Source organism: Pseudomonas sp. E102, assembly GCF_052660185.1.
Genome location: NZ_CP084025.1, coordinates 1,082,076 through 1,101,813, shown reverse-complemented (window position 1 = coordinate 1,101,813; position 19,738 = coordinate 1,082,076). Strand labels below are relative to the sequence as shown.

The window sequence follows — 19,738 nt, the reverse complement described above, 5'->3', positions numbered from 1 at the left end:
ACTTCCTTTCATCAATAATTCTTCTTCTCAATTGACAATAATTATCATTACGCCTAATTTGGCCGTCGATGTGTAGGACATGTCCGCCGGACCGGTCGTCCTGCTAACTATTTGCAGCAAGGTGAATTCCATGACGGAACAAGTATCCACAAGCAGGTGCGACTCACCGCTACTCCAGGCATTCGTCGATAACCGAACCATCCTGGTCAAGATCGCAGCGCGTATCACGGGCTGCCGGTCCCGGGCCGAAGATGTGGTCCAGGATGCGTTTTTCCGGTTGCAGTCGGCGCCCCAGATCACCTCGTCCTTCAAGGCCCAGCTCAGTTATCTGTTCCAGATCGTGCGCAACCTGGCCATCGATCATTACCGCAAGCAAGCGCTGGAACAGAAATACTCGGGGCCGGAAGAGGAAGGGCTGAACGTGGTGATCCAGGGTGCTTCGCCGGAAACGTCTCACATCAACTTCTCCACGCTCGAGCACATTGCCGAGGCCCTGACCGAGTTGCCGAGCCGCACCCGCTATGCCTTCGAGATGTATCGCCTGCACGGCGTGCCGCAGAAAGACATCGCCAAGGAGCTGGGGGTCTCACCGACGTTGGTGAACTTCATGATTCGCGATGCCCTGGTGCATTGCCGCAAGGTGTCCGGGGTGCGTGGAGATACCTTCGCTCGGCGGTGATTCCGCGGTGGGCTGACCGAGCAACTCACTCCCACGCAAGCGTCGTCGCAGTGCATGTGGGAGCGAGCTTGCTCGCGATGGGGCCTTGAGAAACGCGGTGAGATTTACATCAACGAACACCGGTCAAAAAACCGCTCGCGCCCCAGGATCATCAGCGCCGCTCGCTTGTGCGGAAAGTCGAATTCCTTTTCGCAGTGGAAACACTGGTTGTGCAGATGCCCGATCATGCGGGCGTTGTCGGCCCGGGGCTCGGCCACCACGCGCTGGGTGCGCGGATCGTCCAGAAACAGATAGTGCACCAATGCCGACAGCCAGCTGGCGACCTTATGCGGGCCACGGTGTTGTTCCTCGCCCACCAGCATGTGAGTGCCACGGTCATAATCGTTGGCCTGGTAGAACGGCGCGATTCGATCCTCCTTGGCCCAGTAGGCCTCGAAATAGGCGAATGGCTCGTCGTTGAAACAGCCGATCAGCGTCAAGACCCGAGGGTCGTGCTGCAAGTTGCCCAAGTACTTCCGGTGCTGCTCCAGGCTACCCTCCTCCTGCCAGAAGCTGGCGACCCGAGGGCTGTTCTGCCAACGATTGAAACGCGTCAGGTCCTGCTCGATTTCAAGGGTTCGCAAGGACACCCAGGCACCCAGACGCGCGTCGAAACGCCGATACACCTCGCCCCGAGGCTTGATGGGCCGGCGAGGATGACGCTTGCCATCGGTGATGATCATCTGTTGCGGATAACTGCCACTGAACGACTCCCCCAGCCAGGGCTGCGGCAGTTGCCAGAACAGCGTACGTTCGCATGCGTATTCGTTGGGTTGCGCGGTGCCCACCAGCAGGCCGCTGAGCAACGCTTCACCAGGACGCTCGGCAAGATGCCAGACCAGGCACTGGCAGCCCGGATCCCGGGTAAACAGCCAATAGCAGGCCGCCCAAAGCGCCGGCCCCACCGGGCGCCCGTTGGTTTCCTGCAAATGCACGTGCAAGGGCGCGCCTCGTTCCAGGCGCAGCCGGATCAGCGGCGCGCCTTCGAGCATCAGGCTCAGGTGACGTTCGGTTTCATCGGCGCCCAGGCAGCGACCGCCGGGCAAGGGCAGCGTCGCTGCAGGATTGAGGTCTGGCATTGAAGGCTCACGTATTCGTCGGTAGTCAACGTGTGACGTGAGCCGGAAGGGGAAATTTAGTGTCGCCTCAGTGGCGAGGGGTCGACACGAGCTCGATCTGGTAGGGCTTGAAAATCTCCAACAGCTGCCCGCTGTCTCTCAACTTGCCCAGCAATTGCCCAAACGCCTCCCCGGAGATCGGCGCCTGGGGTCGCAGCAGCGCGAAATGGTGATAAATCTGGTCGATACGCTCGGACACGAGCAGTTGCGGAGCGACTTGAGGATTGCGCAGCAGATAGTCGCTGAGGTACGAACGGGTCACCAGCGCAACGTCCGCGCGCCCACGCAAGACCATTTGCAGATTGCTGTCATGGGAATACGTCAGCGTGGCGTTGAACTGGCCGATCAGGAACTTGGGATCGGCATTGAACTCGGCAAAAGCGTAGTGATAACCGCTGAACAGAGCCAGCCGCTTGGCCCGCAGGTCCGCGAAATAGCTCTGCTGGCGGTCAGGCAAACGCTGGGTCACGAAGATCTCCGCATCCTCCAGGCCCATGTCCACCGTGGTATGCGGCACATCCTGCCAACCCCAGTCAGGGTTTTCGAAGATGGCCATGTCGATCCGGCCTTGCTTGAAATCATTGAAGCGCCGCGGGATCGAGGTAGGGACGAGCACAAACTGGTAATCGGCCTGGGCGCGATTCAACGCCTCGACCAGTTCCGGTAGCAGGCCGGTGTCCGCACCTTTTTCGGGTCGAACGGTATAGGGCGGAAAATGTGCCGCACCGATCCGGACCAGCTGCGCCGCCTCGACGGGCAACATCCATAGCAAGGCCAGAGCAGCCAGAACGCGCGAGGTCACCCCCATCGGCGAAAACGTCAAGATAACCACTCCCCCAGAAGTCCGTTCAATATGTTCACGCTAGGCGGTTTCAGGCGCTTGGCCAGCCGCTGGTTTATCGTTTTCTTGCAATACCAGAATCAGCGCCTGGTCAGCCAATTGATCAAGGCTCAGGCTGCCTCCGGCGCGAAACCAGGTGGAGGTCCAGGACAATGCACCTGTCAGGAAACGTCGGGTAACGAATACGTCCCCGCGAATATACCCGGCCTCCTTGGCCTCTCCCAGGACTTCAAGCCACACACGTTCGTAGATATCACGCAAGGCCAGCACTTGCCGCTGCCCTTCCTCGGACAAAGAGCGCCATTCGTAGACCAGCACCGCCATCGCCTCGCCGTTTTCCCCCGTGATCGATTGCAATTCACAGCGGATCAACGCCAGCACCCGCTCGCGAATGCTGCCGCCCTCTGCCAGGGCTGCCCGCATCATCGCGGTGTTGTAGCGGACGGTCTCTTCCATCACCGCCCACAGAATTTCGTCCTTGCTTTTGAAATGATGAAAAATACTGCCCGACTGAATGCCCACGGCGCTGGCCAGATCCCGCACCGTGGTGCGCTCGAAGCCTTTGTTGCGGAACAGGTGGGCGGCGGTCTGGAGCAGTTTGCCGCGAGCGCTGTCCGGATCGGTCAGTTGCCCGGCGTCGACCAGCTCACGCATCACGTCCAAGGCTTTTTGCTCGTTCACCAACTTTGCTCCTCAGTCGAACGATCAATGCGCGGCCACTCTCAGAATCGCAGTGACACGGCAATTTAAGCTGGCCGGGGCAACCAAGCAAGCGCTCGGGCGCAAGAACCTGCGCTCGGTCCCTCGTGTCGGCGCCTCAAGATAGGGCTAGGCGCAGGCGCCGGGTTTGACTACGCTCAAACCCATCAGCACGCCGATACCGGGAACTCTGCAATGCCTCACTGGCTGGTGATTGATCTGGAGGCCACCACCGATGAAGGTGGCTGGCCGGTAACCGAAATGGAAATTATCGAAATCGGCGCGACCCTGGTGAATCGAGACGGCCGGGAAATCGATCATTTCCAGCGGTTCGTACGGCCGCTGAGGCGACCGCTGCTCACCCCTTTCTGTCGCTCGCTGACCCACATCAGTCAGGCCAACATCGACAGTGCCGGGCCTCTGACCGAGGTCTGGCCGGCGTTCGAACATTGGCTGGCGCCCTACCACCCCAACCTGGAAGGCTGGGTCAGTTGGGGCGACTACGATCGCAAGCAGCTGCTTCAGGAATGGCAGCAACAGCGATTGCACAGCCTCCTCGGCCAAGTGCCGCACATGAACCTCAAGCAACGTTTCGCCAAGGCCCGCCGGTTGGAACGACCGTTGGGACTCAATAGCGCGCTGCAACTGGCCGGGCTGCAATTTTGCGGACAACAGCACCGCGCGCTCGAGGACGCCCGCAATACAGCGCGACTATTGCCTCTGGTGCTGACGGGCTGACCCGGCGTAGCAGATGACGGCCCGTGTGGCCTTGTGCATACTGGCCGGCCTTTTTCAGCCCTTTCTCGAGGAATCGCCCATGTTCAAAGTCAACGAGTACTTCGACGGCACCGTCAAGTCGATCGCGTTCGGCACTGCCGAAGGCCCCGCGACCATCGGCGTCATGGCACCGGGCGAATACGAATTCGGCACCGCCCAGCGGGAAATCATGCACGTCGTTTCCGGCGCCCTGACCGTGAAACTGCCTGACAGCACCGACTGGGAAACCTTCGCGGCCGGCAGCCAGTTCAACGTCCCGGCCAACAGCAAGTTCCAGCTCAAGGTCGCCGTCGACACGGCTTACCTGTGCGAATATCGCGGCTGAGTCGGACCGTAGCAAGGGCGCTTGCCCCACGGCAAAAGCGATTGCGTGGTAAATGAAATGCCCGTGTCCAACGACACGGGCATTTTTTATTCCAGCACTTCGACCGGCATGCCCACTTCCAGGCTGCCATTACCGTCATTGACCAGGTTCTGCCCGAACATCGCACCGTCCGGGGTCGAACGGTACTGCAGCAACGTCGCGAAAGGCTCGCGCTGCGGATCGCGCTCACCGGTCTGCGGATCGATCGTGGTCATGATGCAGCGCGAGCACGGCTTGACCACGCGCAACTCAATATCGCCGATACGGATACGCTTCCAACCATCTTCGGCGAACGCCTCGCTGCCCTCGACCACCAGGTTCGGACGGAAACGCAGCATTTCCAGCGGGCGACCTACCCTGCCAGACAGGTCCTGCAATGAGGCCTGGCCGATCAACAGCAAGGGAAAACCGTCGGCGAAGGCCACCTTGTCATCGTCCTTGCCATACCCGGCGGCTGTGGTGCGGGCCAACTCCACTGGCACATGCACGAGCCGGGTAGGATTGCCGATGAACGCGCTGACCCAGGCAGCCGCCTCGTCGCCCGCATCCGGCACGCGCAACGTGTCGCGCCAGATGATCACGCCGCGCCGCTGTTCTTCGTGGGCAGGCGGCAACGGCACTTCGATGACGCCATGGCCCGGCGCACTGAGCGTCAGGCCACCCGCCTCGTTCCACAGCGCCGAAAGCTGGCTCATTTTCGCCACGGCTCGCTGGGTCAGGAACCGTCCGCTGGCCTCATCTACCAGCATCCAGCGACGATCACCGTCGAGCCCGAGCTTGTCCAGGCCAATCCCTTGGACCTGCTGCCCCTTGCCGGACTTCAACGGATAACGGTAAAGCGCACTCAGCCGCAACATGATCGACGTTCCTGGTGGCGAAAAAACGCAACCTTATACGAGCCGGTCGATGAAACAAACCCGGATTGGCTTCAGTCGAGCATCAACCGTTGGCGTACTACATCAACGAGCTTGTCCGGCTGGAATTTGGAGAGGAAATTGTCACAGCCGACCTTCTTGACCATCGAGTCGTTGAAGCTACCGGACAGCGAGGTGTGCAGCACCACATAGAGCCCACGCAGCCGCGGGTCGTTACGGATTTCGGTGGTCAGGCGATAGCCGTCCATCTCTGGCATTTCCGCGTCGGTGAAGATCATCAGCAACTTGTCAGTCATCACCTCGCCGGAATCAGCCCAGGCCTTGAGCATGTTCAACGCCTTCAAGCCGTCGCTGGCGATGTGCATCTTCACGCCCAACTGGCCCAAGGTATCGCGCAACTGGGAGAGCGCTACGTTGGAATCGTCCACCAGCAAGACTTCGCGACCACGGGCGCGCTCCAGCACCGGGTCTTCGAGTTTGTCTCGGGAAACCTTGGCGTTGTAGGGGACGATCTCCGCCAGGACCTTCTCCACGTCGATGATTTCCACCAACTGATCGTCCACCTTGCTGATGGCCGTCAGGTAATGCTCGCGGCCGGCGCTGGTCGGCGGTGGCAGGATGGCTTCCCAGTTCATGTTGACGATGCGGTCCACGCCCCCCACCAGGAACGCCTGGACCGAGCGGTTGTACTCGGTGACGATGATGGTGCTGTTCGGCCCGGGCACGAGCGGACGCATGCCGATGGCCTGGGACAGATCAATGACTGGCAACGTCTGGCCCCGCAGGTTGACCACGCCGCAGACGAAAGGATGGCGCTGGGGCATCAAGGTCAGCTTCGGCAGTTGCAACACTTCCTGGACCTTGAACACGTTAATGGCAAACAATTGCCGCCCTGCCAGGCGAAACATGAGAATTTCCAGGCGATTCTCACCCACCAGTTGGGTTCGCTGATCTACTGTGTCGAGAATGCCGGCCATCGATGACTCCTGGGCTTGTTCGGATGAATCTTGTAAAGGCTTATCGGCTGCCGGGGCCGGATCTTGACCCCGACACGAAATACTCCCTTCGGGGATTGATGTCACATTAACATCATGCTTTACTGGCGTTCCGTTTTCATCCGTTATTTTTTCGCTGCGCGACTCCGGTATGCGCACGAAGTTCCCCTGCCTAAGGGATTCCCCTAGGCACAATCAGGTCCAACCTGATATTCGCGCTATCCAATAGCCATTAATGTGACGCCATTCTCATTGCTGAACGGAGTCAGGCTTTTGTGCGCCATCGCAGGACACCGAACCTCAAGCCTTTCGGCCGATCCCGCCCGTGCAATCGTTTGCGAACAGCAGCCCTTTGCCGGATCGCATGGGCGCGCCGGGCGTATTGGTTCGTTGTCGGCCATGAGAGCCAACCGTTCGCCACGCGCGATTTACTTTTCGCCTGACATGATGTTGTGGAGATAAGCATGCCGAACGATCGCAAGAATTGGAGCCAGCGCCTTCCTGAGTTCCTGGTCGAAGCCGAGACCCTCTTGGCCAAGTCAGAGGAATGCCTGAGCCACCTGCAATTGATCAGCAACGATAAAGACGCCATTGATTGCATGCTCAGCACGCTGCTGAAGCTGGCAAACAAGGCCGATGCGCTGGCGCTGGAGGCCGTTTCGGAGTTTTCACTGCATATCCACGGCTTGCTCAGCCATGCGCAGGACATGGAACTGCATGAGCAGGCCCTGGTCGCGCTCAAGGATTGTTTCACGCTCATGGCCTGGCAGCTGGAGCTGGTCGACCACACCACCGGAAAACTGGGCCTGGACAACAGCGAACAGACGTCGCTGATCGAAGCCTTCGCCTTCCAGGTGGGTCAGAGCCCTTGTCAGGCGTTACAACCACCGCGCCCGCTGGCATTGGTGCCCTACGCCCAGAAACAAGCATGAAGCTGCCTCTCGCTGCCTGGTGCCATGTGCCCGGCGCACGGAGCTTTCGGGCCGCCAAGCCGAGCGCGACCAACGATATTTGAAGTGGTACTATGTCTCGCGTCGTTCGCTTCAACCAGCCGCCGCCAACTGAAGCAATCCCCGACCTGAAACGTTTACCCGACCCGGCCCGTCAGATGCGCTGACCGGCTTGCCCGCAGCGAACACCCATTGGCTCCATCCGCTATGTACGCCAGCTTCAAGTCATTCATTTCCTGGCCACCTTCCCGAGAAAACGCCCGCCGGTTCACGCTGTTGCTGTGCATCTGCTCGACCCTCGGTTGTCTGTTGGCTTACCTGTCGGCCCTCACGGTGCCGTTGAGCTTGCTGGTACTGAATGTCGCAGCCCTTGCCTGTGTCTGGATCCAGTATCGGTTGTCACGAAAATCCATCAAATTCCAGCCGCAGGAACTCGCTGACCGGCTGCTTGAGGTCCAGGAAAACGAGCGCCATCGCCTCAGTCGCGAACTGCACGACGACATTGGCCAATTGCTGACAGCGGCAAAACTGCAGAGCGAATGGCTCAAGCGTCGCATGCCGCAAGAGCTGCAAGGCCAATGCTCCGTGCTCAGCGAGACGCTGGAAGAAACGTTGAACAAGGTGCGCGACGTGTCGGCGATCCTCAATCCAAGGCAACTGACCAGCCTGGGACTCGAAGCCAGCCTGCGCGCGCATCTGCTCAAGACCCTGGCTAATACCCCCGTAAACTGGAGCCTGGATTGCCAGCAACGCATGACGGGTATCCCGGAAGAAATGACAGTGGCGGCTTTTCGGATCACACAGGAAGCGGTCACCAACATCCTGCGCCACGCCCAGGCAAAAAACCTGCTGGTACGCCTGCAACGACTGCCCGAAGGGCTGACGCTGCTCATCAGCGACGACGGCCGGGGCTTTGTCCCCGCCATCCATCCCGCCCGCGAAGGGCAACGCGGCATGGCCGGCATGTCGGAACGGGTCGAACAACTGGGCGGCGCCCTGAAGGTAACCAGCGAGGCCGGCAAAGGCACGCATATCGAAGCTCGCTTTCCCTGGGCGCCTCGCACCCTGGAACGGGCCAGCAAGAATAAGGTTCTCCATTGACTTGTAATTTGCTTCTGGTAGATGACCATTCGCTGATCAGGGCCGGTGTGCGCGCCCTGGTCCTCGACCTGCCTGGCTACGCCGTGGTCGGCGAAGCCAATGACGGCGCCCAACTGTTGGAGCTGGTAGAACGACTGAACCCCGATATCGTGCTGCTGGATATTTCCATGAAAGACACCAGCGGCCTGCAAGCCTTGCAACAGCTCAAGCAGGTCCGCCCCCAGAGCAAGGTGTTGATCCTGTCAATGCACACAGACCCAGAGGTGATCATGCAGGCGCTGGAGTCCGGAGCCCATGGCTATCTGCTCAAGGACGCCACTCCCACCGAGCTGGAGCACGCCCTGGAAGCGCTGCGCAACAACGAACGCTACCTGAGCCCGGCCATCGCCCATACCGTGATCAACCAGGCACTGACCCGGGTGCAGAAACAGCCGCCCCATCCTGCCCCGACCCATAACCTGACGGCGCGTCAGCTGGAGATCCTGCGGTTGATCGTGCGTGGCAAGTCCACCCGGGAAATCGCCAACGGCTTGAGCCTGAGCATCAAGACCGTGGAAACCCACCGCGCCCAGATCATGAAACGCCTGCAAATCCATGACGTGGCGGGCCTGGTGCTGTTTGCGGTGCGCGAGCAGATCATCAGCCTGGACGATTGAGCAATCCGGGGGATCCCAATAGCGGCGAGTCCACCGGCAGATGCACCCGCAGTGCCTTGGGACGCAAGGTAAAACGCAGATTATCGACCTGTAGTGGTTCGCCATCCAGATTGATATCCAGTCCCTGGGCTACCTTGATTTCCACCCAGGGCAAGCGTGCCCGCACGAACATGTTGTCGATACCCAGGCCACCGGCCAGCAGGTCCTTCAGCGTGCTCACCACCTCCTGCGGCGCCGGCAGGATACTGATATCAAGCAGCCCGTCATCGGCCAACGCCTCCGGACACAACATGTGCCCCCCGCCGGCCTGCCGGCCATTGCCTATCCCCAGCGCCAGCAGATCGCCGCGCCATTGGAAACCAGGCCCTTGCAGTTCGCCATAGGCTGCACTCAGCTCACCGAACCTTGAAAGGCCGGTGAACAGATAGGCGGCCCCGCCGAGAATTTTCTTCAAGTCTTCCGAGGTGTTCGCTGTTACCTGGCTACCGAAGCCGCCCGTGGCCATGTTAAGGAAAATCCGCCCGCCGACCTCACCCAGATCGACCGCCCGAGGCTCAACCTCCAGCAAGTCCAGGGCCCGCTCCGGCTCCAGCGGGACACCGGCGGCCCGGGAAAAATCGTTGGCCGTGCCCAGCGGCAGCAATACCAGGCTGGCATCGCCAGAGTGCTGGGCAATGGCCTCGGCAATATCGCGCAAGGTCCCGTCGCCGCCACCGGCAATCAACTGGGTATAACCGGCCGCCAGTGCTTCCTCCACACATCGCCGGGCATCACCAGCTTCCCAAGTCAACCGGACCGCGAGGTCCCAACCCTGTTTGCGCTTGAGCATCACTGCGGCGCGAACCTCTTCGTTGAGCGCTTGCTTGCCATGCAGGATCAATAGCGCCTTGCCTTTGCTCATTGTTGTCTCCGTCATTGGAAAGAAGGTTCAGGAAATGGGACCGCTCATTCACTGGAAAAAGCCCAGCCTCCTTCAATTTATATGAAAAAGCATGGCGTTCGGGCCGATGCCACGAAGGTGGGGACAGCCTTCCCATGGCTTTTTCTTATTCAAAGAATTTTCTTACAAGACGTGGCGAATCAGCTCAATTGACCCCCTGGGCATATTGAGACACCTTGGCATTCTGTTGCGTTTAACCGGCAAACGATCATTTAGACAAGGATGTGTCACCCATGGATGGATATGTCACGGCCCGTAGAGGCCCACTGAATCGCTCGATTAATCATGGCCACAGGGAAGGAACGTCCTATGCGCAGCCATGAATGCAAGGTGTCGCCCCGCCACTTCGTATCCTTCGGGAGCGAGCGGGCCGACGCCAAAAACGAAGGCAAAAGTTGCAGTAATCCCGCTGGAGGAATTGATTTGGAACCGCGCGTCGTTGAACTGGAAACCCACCTCAAGTACATCCGCAGGGACATGGATGAAATTCGTACCGACGTCAAGGCGGTTCGCCACCGACTTGCCTATCTGGCAGGCGCGGCGGCGGTGGTGGTCGGCCTGCTGGGGTGGGTCGCGAACAGCCGTTTCGATCAACTGGTGATGCTACTGTCGCGATGAAGGCAAAACCGCAACGGCCCGAGCCCAGCTCAGGCCGTCACCAATGAATGCGATGCAGGACTAACCCAGCACCTCGCTCAAAGGAATGAAGCCCACTTCATCGCCTTCGACCAACGTCCGCTCTTCGAGGACCTCGACCAGTCCGTCGGCCCAAGCTGCGCTGCGCAGGACTCCCGAACTCTGGTTGCGATAGATGATTGCTCGACCATTTTCGATGCGGCCTCGCAAGTATTCGCGCCGGCTGCCAGCCTTCGGCCAGGCGAAACCGGCCGGCACCTTGAACTTGAGGGGGGCCACTGACTGAACGCCCTGGCGTCGCAACAGATAAGGCCGAGCCAACAACGCGAAGGTCACCAGCGTCGAAGCAGGGTTCCCGGGCAGGCCTATGACCGGCACGTCGCGAAAATGCCCAAATGTCAGGGGTTTTCCCGGCTTGATGGCAAGTTTCCACAGCGTCAGCTCGCCTTCCTCACGAAGGGCGATGCCCAGGAAGTCAGCCTCCCCCACCGATACACCGCCAGTCGACAGGATCAGGTCGACATCCGACAGTTGGGCCAGGCATTTGCGGGTAGTGGGCAGGTCATCGGGCAGGATACCTGCATCGATAACCTCGCACCCCAGGCGTTGCAGCCAACCACAGAGCAACACGCGATTGCTGTTGTAGATCTGGCCCGGCCCAAGGGGCTGGCCAGGCTCCACCAATTCATCGCCCGTGGACAGGACCGCAACGCGCACCCTGCGCACGACTTCCAACGATGCACATCCCAGGGAGGCCGCCAGCCCAAGCTCAATCGGGCCCAGGCGGGTGCCGGCACAAAGCACCCGTTCGCCAACGGTCGTTTCCTGCCCTTGAGGGCGGATATTCTGCCCGATCGCCAGGGGCTGGATGAACCGCACCCGCTGGTCATCCTCAAGCTCGACGTTTTCCTGCATCTCGACGCAATCGGCGCCGACCGGAATCGGCGCACCAGTGAAGATCCGCGCGCAGGTTCCCGCGACCAGGGGCTCCGGAGCCTGCCCGGCGAAAATCCGCTGGCTGACCACCAGTGGCTCGCCGCGCCAATCGGCCAGGCGTAACGCGTAGCCGTCCATGGCACTGTTGGGCCAAGGCGGCAGGTCGAGCGTCGCCACCAGATCTTCGGCGAGGATCCGCCCCTGCGCTTGCGCCAGTGAAACCCGCTCACGCTCGACGATTGGCGAAGCCGCCGCGCTCTGGAGCAAGCGCTCCAGCGCGACTTCGACGGCCATCAAGGCACCGGTCTTGCCCGGTTTACCCACGGGATTCACAAGGGGCCGCCTGTTTCAAATGGGCTACGAAGTTACACGGCCGGTGCCGCGCATCCAGTTGCTCGGCCAGTATGCCGTCCCATCCGGTGCGCACCGCATTGGTGGAGCCCGGCAAGCAGCACACCAGCGTCCCGTTGGCCAGCCCGGCCAGTGCCCGGGATTGAACGGTGGAGGTGCCAATGTCCGCCACGGATATCTGCCGGAACAACTCACCGAAACCGTCGACCTGCTTGTCCAACAGACACACAACGGCTTCTGGAGTACTGTCACGGCCGGTAAAGCCGGTCCCCCCGGTGATCAGCACCACCTGCACCACCTCGTCGGCAATCCAGGCGGCGACTTGCGCGCGGATCTTGTACAGATCATCTTTGAGCAGCACCCGGGCCGCGAGATTGTGCCCGGCTTCCGAGAGCCGGTCGACGAAGACCTGGCCCGACGTGTCGGTTTCCAGGGTACGGGTATCGCTGACAGTCAGCACCGCGATATTGAGCGGTACGAAAGGTACATCAGCCTTGGGTTTCATAGGCTCGTCCAGTTGTAGGGGAAACAGCCTGGTGTTATATCACAGCGCCCGATTTTTTCGCCCGTGTGGAGACACCTCATGACCTTGAACAATCCCCTGCCGCCCTGCTCCATCCTGCTCCTGGCGGGCGGACGCGGGCAACGGATGGGTGGACAGGATAAAGGGCTGCTGGAGTGGCAAGGCAGCCCATTGATTGCTCATCTGCATCGGCAGACCCGGGCCATGAGCGATGACTTGATCATTTCCTGCAACCGCAACCGGGAGCGTTACGCCGCGTACGCCGATCAGTTGGTGCATGATGACGAGGGTGATTTCCCCGGCCCGCTGGCAGGCATACGGGCGGGCCTGAGGGCGGCACGCCATCCGTATCTGTTGGTGTTGCCATGCGACGTGCCGCGAATCGACACCAGCCTGCTCGAAGGCATGCGGGAAACGGCAAGCCGACACCCGGACAAGCCATTGATGGTTCGTCATGGCGAACATTGGGAGCCGCTGTTGTGCGTCATCCCGCGAGCCTTGGCCAATGACTTCGAACAGGCATGGAAAGAAGGCGAACGCAGCCCCGGCCGGATCATGCGCACGTTGCACGCGGTCCCATTGCAATGCCCGGCCGACGATCCCCGGCTGGCCAATCTCAATACGCCGGAACTCCTTGCCCAGCACAAAGGCGTGTCAGATTGACACTAGCCAGGAACTTGCTCGCGATGTATACGTCTGAAGGTCAGTAACTTGAAGAAATCCTTTCGGAGAAACACCATGACTCAACGGACCCTCGCTACTTTCATGCTCGCGCTGGGCCTCGCCACTCTCGCCGGGTGCGCATCGCCAACAGTGATTACCTTGAATGACGGTCGCGAAATCCAGGCCGTCGACACGCCACATTATGATGAAGACAGCGGCTTCTACGAATTCGAACAATTGGACGGCAAGCAGACTCGCGTGAACAAGGATCAGGTTCGTACCGTTAAAGACCTGTGATCCTCAGCGTCAAAGCCAGATAAAGAAAAGCCCGCAATGGTTATTGCGGGCTTTTTTGTTGCCTGCTCGAACCGTCGGCTCGCTACCACCCCAACGAAATCCGACTTTCAAAGTCCCGTTCCTGCCCCGTAAGCGGATCGATGAAACGAACACCTCGAGCCAGCAGCTTGAGCGGATTGGCAAAATCATCCACCGCGTCTCGCACCACGTCCGGATAGAACGGATCGTTACAGATAGGCGCGCCCAAGGCGTTCATATGGACCCGTAGCTGGTGTTTTTTCCCGGTGACCGGATACAGGCCGTAGCGCCATAGGTCCCCGCTTTTTTCAAGCACTTCCATGGCCGTTTCGGTGTTGGGCTCGCCCGCCCCCTCCTGCATGCGAAAAAAGGGTTCACCATCGACCATCCGGCTTTTGTGTACGCGGGGAAACGTCAATCCGGGCAATGCGGGAGCGATGGCTTGGTAGAATTTTTCAATCCGTCGCGTTGGAAACAAGGCTTGATAACGCGAGCGGGTGTCCGGATTGGCTGAAAACAACACCAGCCCGGCGGTGTGCCGATCGATGCGGTGCAAAGGCACCAGTTGGGGATTGTCCAGGCGATGAATCAGCCGTCGCAACAAGGTCTGCTCAACGTACTCGCCCGCTGGGGTGACCGGCAGGAAATGTGGTTTGTCCGCCACGACCAGATGTTCATCGACATACAGAATCGACTCCATCACCGGGATCGGCTTTTCGTCCGGTACTTCCCGAAAGTAATGGACGCGCAAGCCTTCCCGGTATGGCAGGTCGGCGCGGATTGCCTTGCCCTCGGCGTCCAGCACCCGGCCTCGAGCGATGCGATCGAGCCACTGCTCGCGGCTGATCGCCCTGAAGCGGTCGCACAGGCAATCCAATACCGTCTGCCAGGGGCCGGGCGGCAGGTAAAGCGTGCTGGCCTGATGCTGAGCTGCGGAAAACGATGGACCGGACATTAAAAAATTCTTCAGCCTGTTGCGGACTGGGTATTATCCGACAGTCACACGAGCCAGCCCAGCAATGATTGCCTCATGCAAGGATTGGCGCCGGCCTCGTCGCGGCCTCGGTGAATTCCTTAAGCCAGCGCAGCACCTCGACCGCCTCCCAGCGCCCCGGATCGTACAGCGCATACAACAGCCCCTGATAACCCACCACATCCAGCTGCTTGTGGTAGCCGGCGCGCTGGAACAGCGCCTCGATCTCGGCAAAACATGTGTTGAAGTGAAGTTTATTGAAGGGCGTCTTGCCTTCGGTCACCAGCCCGTCCAGACGCAATTCCAGGACCGCCTCGCGCACAACGTCCACGGACATCCGGTTCACGCTGTTTTTCAGTTGTTCGACATTGACCAAGGGACCCACTCCAGATAACTGTATGGGCATACAGTAACCGAAGAACGTCTTTTCGCCAATCGCGACGTAGGGACCCAGCCGATGGAAGGTTCAACGTAAAAATGCAGCAACCCGGTCTGGATCGTCGAAGGGCCAGTCCAGTTCGGCGCCTGTATCAACCCTGCGCAGCACTGGAATGCGCAGCCCGTAGGCTTCGGATAAGGCCTCGCTTTCGGCGATATCCACCAACTCCACCAATAATCCATATTCGACGAAAGGCATCAGCACGCTCTCGGCGACTTCACACAGATGGCAACCCAGGGTGCCGAACAGCTGGCATTCAGGAAGCATGGCAGGTAGACCCAAAAAGACAGTTCGCCATTCTAGGCCCACCTCACGCAACCGTCGAGCCGGCTAAAATGCCGCAGATTATTGTCGGTAAAACGCTGATGCAAATCACTGTGCTGAAATGACTTTCCAGTGATGCTCAAGTTTTTTGCTGTTCTACGCTGGATCCAGCAAGCCCTGAAACGGAGTGTCTCTTGTACGCCAACCTGCTGATCATCCTTGCCTCGTCCCTGGTGGTCATCGCCCTGTTCAGGCGACTGCGCCTGCCGCCGGTACTCGGTTACCTGTGCGTGGGCCTGGCCATCGGGCCCACTGCGCTGGACTGGGTCAACGACAGCGAAGAGCTGCCGGACCTGGCTGAGCTTGGGGTGGTTTTCCTGTTGTTTTCCTTGGGGCTGGAATTCTCGTTATCGAAAATGCTCGAGCTGCGTCGGGTGGTGTTTGGACTTGGCAGCCTCCAGGTCCTGGCTTCTGGGTTGCTATTGGGCGTGCTGCTGGCAAGCAGTGGTGTGCCGATGACGGCGGCCGTGTTGCTTGGTGCCGGGCTGGCCTTGTCGTCTACCGCCATTGTCAGCAAGGAACTGACCAGCCTGGGGGAAATCTTCACCAGCCACGGCCAGAACGCCATAGGCGTGTTGCTGTTCCAGGACGTCGTCGCCGTGTTGCTCCTGACCCTGGTGCCGGTATTTGCCGGCAGCAGCGAACACCCGTGGTATTGGGCGTTGCCGTTGACTCTGGGCAAGACCCTGGTGCTGTTTGGCGGTCTGTTGCTGGCCAGCCGACTATTGCTGCCACGGCTGTTCCATGAGGTGGCAGCCTCCCGGTCCGCCGAACTGTTCGTGCTGCTGGCCCTGGTGATCGTGTTGTTGACGGCATGGCTTACGCACCTGCTCGGCCTCTCCCCCGCCCTGGGAGCGTTCCTGGCCGGCATGCTGCTGGGAGAGAGCCACTACCGGCACCAGATCGAGGCCGATATCCGACCGTTCCGCGACATCTTGCTGGGGCTGTTCTTCGTCAGCATTGGCATGCTGATCGACCTGCAATTGTTTGTCGACGATGGCCTGTTGATCCTCGGGCTGACCCTCGCTCTGATGCTCATCAAGGGCAGCGTCGTGGCCGCCCTGGTGAAGTGGCGCGGCAGCGACGGCGAAACCGCCTGGCGCAGCGGCCTCGCCCTGGCCCAGGGCGGTGAATTCTGTTTCGCGCTGATGGCGCTGATGCAACAGAACCGACTCATGCCAGGGGATATCGGCGGCCTGCTATTGGCCGCCACCTTCTGCTCGATGCTGTTGACGCCGCTGTTGCTGCGCGCCGCACCCGGCCTGGCCGCGCGGCTGCACCGCAAACCCAACGAAGAGGCGCAACTGGACCAGATCAGCGCTCTCAATGCCGACTTGTCGAGTCACGTAATCATCTGCGGGTATGGCCGGGTAGGACAATCGATCGGGCGCTTTCTGCGCCGGGAGGGCTTGGCGTTCGTGGCCCTGGATGATGACCCGGTCATCATTCGTGAAGCGTCCGTCGGCGAACGATGCGTGCATTACGGAGACTCACGCAGAGCCGACCTGCTGGCCGCCGTAGGGCTGGGTCGCGCAAGGCTGCTGGTCATTGCAGTCGACAAGACGGACATTGCGATGACCGTGCTGAGGGAGGCCCGGCGGGTCAACCCGCAAGTGCCCATCCTCGTGCGCACCCGGGACGACAGCCAACTGGCCGAGTTGCAGGCAGCCGGAGCCACCGAGGTGGTTCCAGAACTGCTGGAATCGAGCCTGATGCTGGCCTCCCATGCGCTGATCATGCTCGGGCTGCCCGAGCAGCGGGTGCGGCACCATGTGGATCAAGTCCGTCACGAGCGCTATGGCTTGCTCCATGGCTTCTATCCCGGCAATCAGGACAAGGAGCCGTAGTACAGGCTCAGTCCTGACTGACCGCTCCGATCTTGTGAATGGACAAGTCGGCCCCGTAGTACTCTTCTTCCTGAGTCAGCCGCAAGCCCAGCACCGCCTTGATCACACCGTAGACCGCGAAACCACCGACCAGGGCGATCAACACGCCGAGGGCGGTGCCGACGAACTGGCTGGCGAGGCTTACCCCGCCCAAGCCACCCAAGGCGTCCTGGCCGAAAATCCCGCAGGCGATACCGCCCCAGACGCCGCACAGCCCATGCAGGGGCCAGACGCCCAGCACATCGTCGATTTTCCACTTGCCCTGGGCCGCGGTAAAACACCAGACGAACAGACCGCCAGCAATTGCGCCGGTCGCCAGGGCACCCATCGGATGCATCAGGTCGGAGCCGGCGCAGACCGCCACCAATCCGGCCAGCGGGCCGTTGTGCAGGAAACCGGGGTCGTTGCGCCCAACGACCAGCGCCGTCACGGTCCCACCGACCATTGCCATCAACGAGTTGACCGCCACCAACCCACTCACGCCGGGCAAGGTCTGGGCGCTCATCACGTTGAAGCCGAACCAGCCGACGATGAGAATCCACGACCCCAGCGCCAGGAACGGAATGCTCGAAGGCGCGAAGGCCACCAGACGACCGTCCCGGTAACGCCCGTTTCGCGGTCCGAGCAGGAGCACCGCGGCCAGTGCCAGCCAGCCGCCCATGGCGTGCACCACCACGGAGCCGGCAAAGTCATGGAAGCTGGCGCCAAAGTGCGCTTGCAGCCAAGCCTGGAAACCGAAATTGCCATTCCAGACCAGACCTTCGAAAAACGGATAGACGAACGCCACGATCAGCACCGTGGCGCATAACTGCGGGACGAACCGGGCACGCTCGGCTATCCCGCCAGAGATAATCGCCGGGATCGCGGCGGCGAACGTCAACAAGAAGAAAAACTTCACCAAACTGTAGCCGTGGTCGGCACTGAGAACTGCCGCCGGTTGCAGGAAAGTCACGCCGTAGGAAATCCAATAACCAATGAAGAAATAGGCCAGCGTCGATACCGCGAAATCGCTGAGGATTTTCGACAGCGCGTTCACCTGATTCTTCTGCCGGACCGTTCCTACTTCCAGAAACGCGAACCCGGCATGCATGGCCAGGACCATGACCGCGCCGAGCAGGATGAACAGCGTGTTGGAGCTATGGACCAGACCGTCCACAGCACTTTGCAGATTTTCCATGGTATTGGCAGACCTGAAGAAGTTGAAAAAGCACCGTGATGGTTCATCCCAGCCGGTCATGCACCAAGTTGAGACCGAACGACCGACCATAGGTGGGCAGCCGAACCGCTTTGGTGCATGAAACGCGACAACATGACGCCCCGCTTGGAGGTGCTTCGCCGGTTTTGATTATTTGGGTTAAGGTTTTCGGGCTTTCGCCCAGCTTCAGCGCACCGGCACACCTCGGCGCACCAGCACATGGCAAAGGGCGGAGCAAAAGTTGTACCAGTCAGTTTCACTGAACCTTCCGGTTGGGCTCATACTCGAACGCTTCAGACGTCACTTACGGAGATCCACCCCCATGGCCAGAACCCAGGCAAAGACTGCTCAAGAAACATTGATGGAAGATTTTCAGACGCTGGTCAAAGACACCGAACGATTGCTGGATCACACCGCCACGCTGGCAGGCGACCAGGCGGACGAACTGCGTGGCCAGATCCACGAAACACTGCTGCGCGCCCGCGAAACCCTCAAGGTGACCGAAGATTCAGTGCGTGAGCGCGGCCAGGCAGCCATGATCGCTACCGAAGAATACGTACAGGCCAATCCCTGGCAATCGGTCGGCATCGCGGCGGGCGTAGGCTTTTTGATCGGATTGTTGGCGACACGGCGCTGATCATGGGCATCGACGAATCCGGATCGCCCGAAACGGGCACTAAACCAACAGCGCGTCGCCTGGGCGCGGCATTCCTTGGATTGCTGCACAGCCACGTCGAGTTGTTCGGTATCGAACTGCAGGAACAAAAGGCTCGCACCGTCAGCCTGTTGTTATTCGCGGGGCTGGCATTGGTTTTCGGCCTGCTGTTACTGGTGGGGCTGTCGGCTCTGGTATTGATCCTGGTGTGGGATACCTATCGGTTAGCGGGCATCATCGGCCTGTGCCTGTTCTACCTGCTGGCGGCGCTGTTCTGCGGGCTTCGGCTCAAGGCAGCGATTTTTGATGAGTCCTCGCCTTTCCACGCCACTCTCGAAGAACTCGCCAACGACCGGGAGCGCCTGTTGCCATGAGTCGCCCAAATGCTCCTCAAGCCCGTACGCGGCAGGAAATGCGCAAGGCACTGGTGCGCCTGCGCATGGAGATGCATCGCCAGGAAATTCGTCAGGAAACGCGACAATTGCTGCACCCGTTGCAACGGGTACGCGGATTCACCCAGAGCTGGCACGAAGGGTTCGGCCTCAAGCACGCATCGCTTTGGGGCGTCGCCGCGGTGAGCCTGCTCGGCTTTCTCGGTGGCAAGCGAACCCGCAGTGGCCGCTCCGGTGGTTTGTCACGCCTGATCCGGCTGGCGACCGCCGTGCTTCCCCTGATCAAACTGGCCAAGAGTGCGCGCAAGCCTTGAGGCGAATCGACGGGCTCTTCCATCGAAGAGCCCTGTTCGACCGTCGACGCAGCAACACCCGGGCACAACTGATCGGGGTCCTGAGGCCTTGCAGGACGGCGC

At 60.3% G+C, this 19,738-nt stretch carries 25 protein-coding genes; 13 read left to right on the top strand and 12 right to left on the bottom strand.

The window, feature by feature from the left end:
• Positions 1 to 130: 130 nt before the first annotated feature.
• A complete protein-coding gene (locus DOCECA_RS05235) occupies positions 131 to 679 on the top strand; it encodes an RNA polymerase factor sigma-70 (RefSeq protein WP_039589001.1) in 549 nt (182 codons plus the stop codon).
• Positions 680 to 783: 104 nt separating this feature from the next.
• Here the strand turns inward: DOCECA_RS05235 and DOCECA_RS05230 are convergent, their stop codons facing one another.
• From DOCECA_RS05230 to DOCECA_RS05220, 3 genes are all read right to left on the bottom strand, one after another.
• Positions 784 to 1,797 carry a GNAT family N-acetyltransferase gene (locus tag DOCECA_RS05230; RefSeq protein WP_445571551.1) on the bottom strand — a complete coding sequence of 338 codons (1,014 nt, stop codon included), beginning with the start codon at positions 1,795 to 1,797 and terminating at the stop codon, positions 784 to 786.
• Between the two features lie 67 nt (positions 1,798 to 1,864).
• Positions 1,865 to 2,644, bottom strand: a complete 780-nt coding sequence (locus DOCECA_RS05225) for a substrate-binding periplasmic protein (RefSeq protein WP_420764837.1) — start codon at positions 2,642 to 2,644, stop codon at positions 1,865 to 1,867.
• A gap of 54 nt (positions 2,645 to 2,698) precedes the next feature.
• Positions 2,699 to 3,358 (bottom strand): TetR/AcrR family transcriptional regulator, encoded by a 660-nt coding sequence (locus DOCECA_RS05220; RefSeq protein ID WP_434610455.1) that lies wholly within the window; start codon positions 3,356 to 3,358, stop codon positions 2,699 to 2,701.
• A 213-nt stretch (positions 3,359 to 3,571) separates the two neighbouring features.
• Here DOCECA_RS05220 and DOCECA_RS05215 point away from each other — a divergent pair, with 213 nt between their 5' ends.
• Positions 3,572 to 4,114: an exonuclease domain-containing protein gene (locus DOCECA_RS05215; RefSeq protein WP_434563176.1), complete on the top strand. Its 543-nt coding sequence runs from the start codon at positions 3,572 to 3,574 to the stop codon at positions 4,112 to 4,114.
• 79 nt (positions 4,115 to 4,193) lie between these two features.
• Positions 4,194 to 4,478 (top strand): pyrimidine/purine nucleoside phosphorylase, encoded by a 285-nt coding sequence (gene ppnP, locus DOCECA_RS05210; RefSeq protein ID WP_003183665.1) that lies wholly within the window; start codon positions 4,194 to 4,196, stop codon positions 4,476 to 4,478.
• 86 nt (positions 4,479 to 4,564) lie between these two features.
• Here the strand turns inward: ppnP and DOCECA_RS05205 are convergent, their stop codons facing one another.
• Complete coding sequence (locus DOCECA_RS05205) at positions 4,565 to 5,374, bottom strand: MOSC domain-containing protein (protein ID WP_434610452.1); 810 nt, start codon at positions 5,372 to 5,374, stop codon at positions 4,565 to 4,567.
• A 71-nt stretch (positions 5,375 to 5,445) separates the two neighbouring features.
• A complete protein-coding gene (locus tag DOCECA_RS05200) occupies positions 5,446 to 6,369 on the bottom strand; it encodes a chemotaxis protein CheV (protein ID WP_039588994.1) in 924 nt (307 codons plus the stop codon).
• Between the two features lie 482 nt (positions 6,370 to 6,851).
• On the opposite strand from DOCECA_RS05200, the gene DOCECA_RS05195 reads away from it, so the two are divergent.
• The 3 genes from DOCECA_RS05195 to DOCECA_RS05185 all read left to right on the top strand — a co-directional run bounded on the left by DOCECA_RS05195 (position 6,852) and on the right by DOCECA_RS05185 (position 9,094).
• Positions 6,852 to 7,319: a hypothetical protein gene (locus tag DOCECA_RS05195; RefSeq protein WP_420764767.1), complete on the top strand. Its 468-nt coding sequence runs from the start codon at positions 6,852 to 6,854 to the stop codon at positions 7,317 to 7,319.
• A gap of 225 nt (positions 7,320 to 7,544) precedes the next feature.
• A complete protein-coding gene (locus DOCECA_RS05190; RefSeq protein ID WP_434564091.1) occupies positions 7,545 to 8,438 on the top strand; it encodes a sensor histidine kinase in 894 nt (297 codons plus the stop codon).
• Positions 8,435 to 9,094 carry a response regulator gene (locus DOCECA_RS05185; RefSeq protein WP_420764768.1) on the top strand — a complete coding sequence of 220 codons (660 nt, stop codon included), beginning with the start codon at positions 8,435 to 8,437 and terminating at the stop codon, positions 9,092 to 9,094. The genes DOCECA_RS05190 and DOCECA_RS05185 overlap by 4 nt, the downstream gene beginning before the upstream one ends.
• Here the strand turns inward: DOCECA_RS05185 and yegS are convergent.
• Complete coding sequence (gene yegS / locus DOCECA_RS05180) at positions 9,078 to 9,995, bottom strand: lipid kinase YegS (RefSeq protein WP_434650445.1); 918 nt, start codon at positions 9,993 to 9,995, stop codon at positions 9,078 to 9,080. The genes DOCECA_RS05185 and yegS overlap by 17 nt on opposite strands.
• A gap of 348 nt (positions 9,996 to 10,343) precedes the next feature.
• On the opposite strand from yegS, the gene DOCECA_RS05175 reads away from it, so the two are divergent.
• Positions 10,344 to 10,652: a hypothetical protein gene (locus DOCECA_RS05175; protein WP_434563170.1), complete on the top strand. Its 309-nt coding sequence runs from the start codon at positions 10,344 to 10,346 to the stop codon at positions 10,650 to 10,652.
• A gap of 60 nt (positions 10,653 to 10,712) precedes the next feature.
• On the opposite strand, the gene DOCECA_RS05170 is transcribed toward DOCECA_RS05175, so the two are convergent.
• Complete coding sequence (locus tag DOCECA_RS05170; protein ID WP_420764839.1) at positions 10,713 to 11,900, bottom strand: molybdopterin molybdotransferase MoeA; 1,188 nt, start codon at positions 11,898 to 11,900, stop codon at positions 10,713 to 10,715.
• A gap of 22 nt (positions 11,901 to 11,922) precedes the next feature.
• The gene (gene moaB, locus DOCECA_RS05165; RefSeq protein WP_434610448.1) at positions 11,923 to 12,462 is read right to left on the bottom strand and encodes a molybdenum cofactor biosynthesis protein B; all 540 of its coding nucleotides are present in this window, start codon (positions 12,460 to 12,462) and stop codon (positions 11,923 to 11,925) included.
• Between the two features lie 78 nt (positions 12,463 to 12,540).
• On the opposite strand from moaB, the gene mobA reads away from it, so the two are divergent.
• Together mobA and DOCECA_RS05155 are read left to right on the top strand one after the other, a co-directional pair.
• Positions 12,541 to 13,143: a molybdenum cofactor guanylyltransferase MobA gene (gene mobA / locus DOCECA_RS05160; RefSeq protein WP_420764772.1), complete on the top strand. Its 603-nt coding sequence runs from the start codon at positions 12,541 to 12,543 to the stop codon at positions 13,141 to 13,143.
• A 75-nt stretch (positions 13,144 to 13,218) separates the two neighbouring features.
• Positions 13,219 to 13,440, top strand: coding sequence for a YgdI/YgdR family lipoprotein (locus DOCECA_RS05155; RefSeq protein WP_039588986.1), 222 nt, complete (start codon positions 13,219 to 13,221; stop codon positions 13,438 to 13,440).
• A gap of 82 nt (positions 13,441 to 13,522) precedes the next feature.
• On the opposite strand, the gene DOCECA_RS05150 is transcribed toward DOCECA_RS05155, so the two are convergent.
• The 3 genes from DOCECA_RS05150 to DOCECA_RS05140 form a co-directional block, all read right to left on the bottom strand.
• On the bottom strand, positions 13,523 to 14,413 hold the full coding sequence (locus DOCECA_RS05150) for a pseudouridine synthase (RefSeq protein WP_434650443.1): 891 nt from the start codon (positions 14,411 to 14,413) through the stop codon (positions 13,523 to 13,525).
• A gap of 73 nt (positions 14,414 to 14,486) precedes the next feature.
• Positions 14,487 to 14,807: a transcriptional regulator gene (locus DOCECA_RS05145; RefSeq protein WP_420764774.1), complete on the bottom strand. Its 321-nt coding sequence runs from the start codon at positions 14,805 to 14,807 to the stop codon at positions 14,487 to 14,489.
• A 90-nt stretch (positions 14,808 to 14,897) separates the two neighbouring features.
• Positions 14,898 to 15,137, bottom strand: coding sequence for a glutaredoxin family protein (locus DOCECA_RS05140; protein ID WP_420764775.1), 240 nt, complete (start codon positions 15,135 to 15,137; stop codon positions 14,898 to 14,900).
• Positions 15,138 to 15,328: 191 nt separating this feature from the next.
• Between DOCECA_RS05140 and DOCECA_RS05135 the strand changes: the two genes are divergently transcribed.
• Positions 15,329 to 17,041, top strand: a complete 1,713-nt coding sequence (locus DOCECA_RS05135) for a cation:proton antiporter (protein WP_445571550.1) — start codon at positions 15,329 to 15,331, stop codon at positions 17,039 to 17,041.
• Positions 17,042 to 17,048: 7 nt separating this feature from the next.
• Here DOCECA_RS05135 and DOCECA_RS05130 read toward each other — a convergent pair whose 3' ends face one another.
• On the bottom strand, positions 17,049 to 18,257 hold the full coding sequence (locus DOCECA_RS05130) for an ammonium transporter (RefSeq protein WP_434675117.1): 1,209 nt from the start codon (positions 18,255 to 18,257) through the stop codon (positions 17,049 to 17,051).
• A 340-nt stretch (positions 18,258 to 18,597) separates the two neighbouring features.
• Here DOCECA_RS05130 and DOCECA_RS05125 point away from each other — a divergent pair, with 340 nt between their 5' ends.
• Genes DOCECA_RS05125 through DOCECA_RS05115 form a run of 3 tightly spaced genes read left to right on the top strand, consistent with a single transcriptional unit; the run spans position 18,598 to position 19,636 of the window.
• Positions 18,598 to 18,912, top strand: coding sequence for a DUF883 family protein (locus DOCECA_RS05125; protein ID WP_445571549.1), 315 nt, complete (start codon positions 18,598 to 18,600; stop codon positions 18,910 to 18,912).
• Between the two features lie 2 nt (positions 18,913 to 18,914).
• Positions 18,915 to 19,304: a phage holin family protein gene (locus DOCECA_RS05120; RefSeq protein WP_434563160.1), complete on the top strand. Its 390-nt coding sequence runs from the start codon at positions 18,915 to 18,917 to the stop codon at positions 19,302 to 19,304.
• Positions 19,301 to 19,636: a hypothetical protein gene (locus DOCECA_RS05115; RefSeq protein ID WP_420764780.1), complete on the top strand. Its 336-nt coding sequence runs from the start codon at positions 19,301 to 19,303 to the stop codon at positions 19,634 to 19,636. Before DOCECA_RS05120 ends, DOCECA_RS05115 begins: the two co-directional genes overlap by 4 nt.
• Positions 19,637 to 19,738 lie beyond the last annotated feature (102 nt).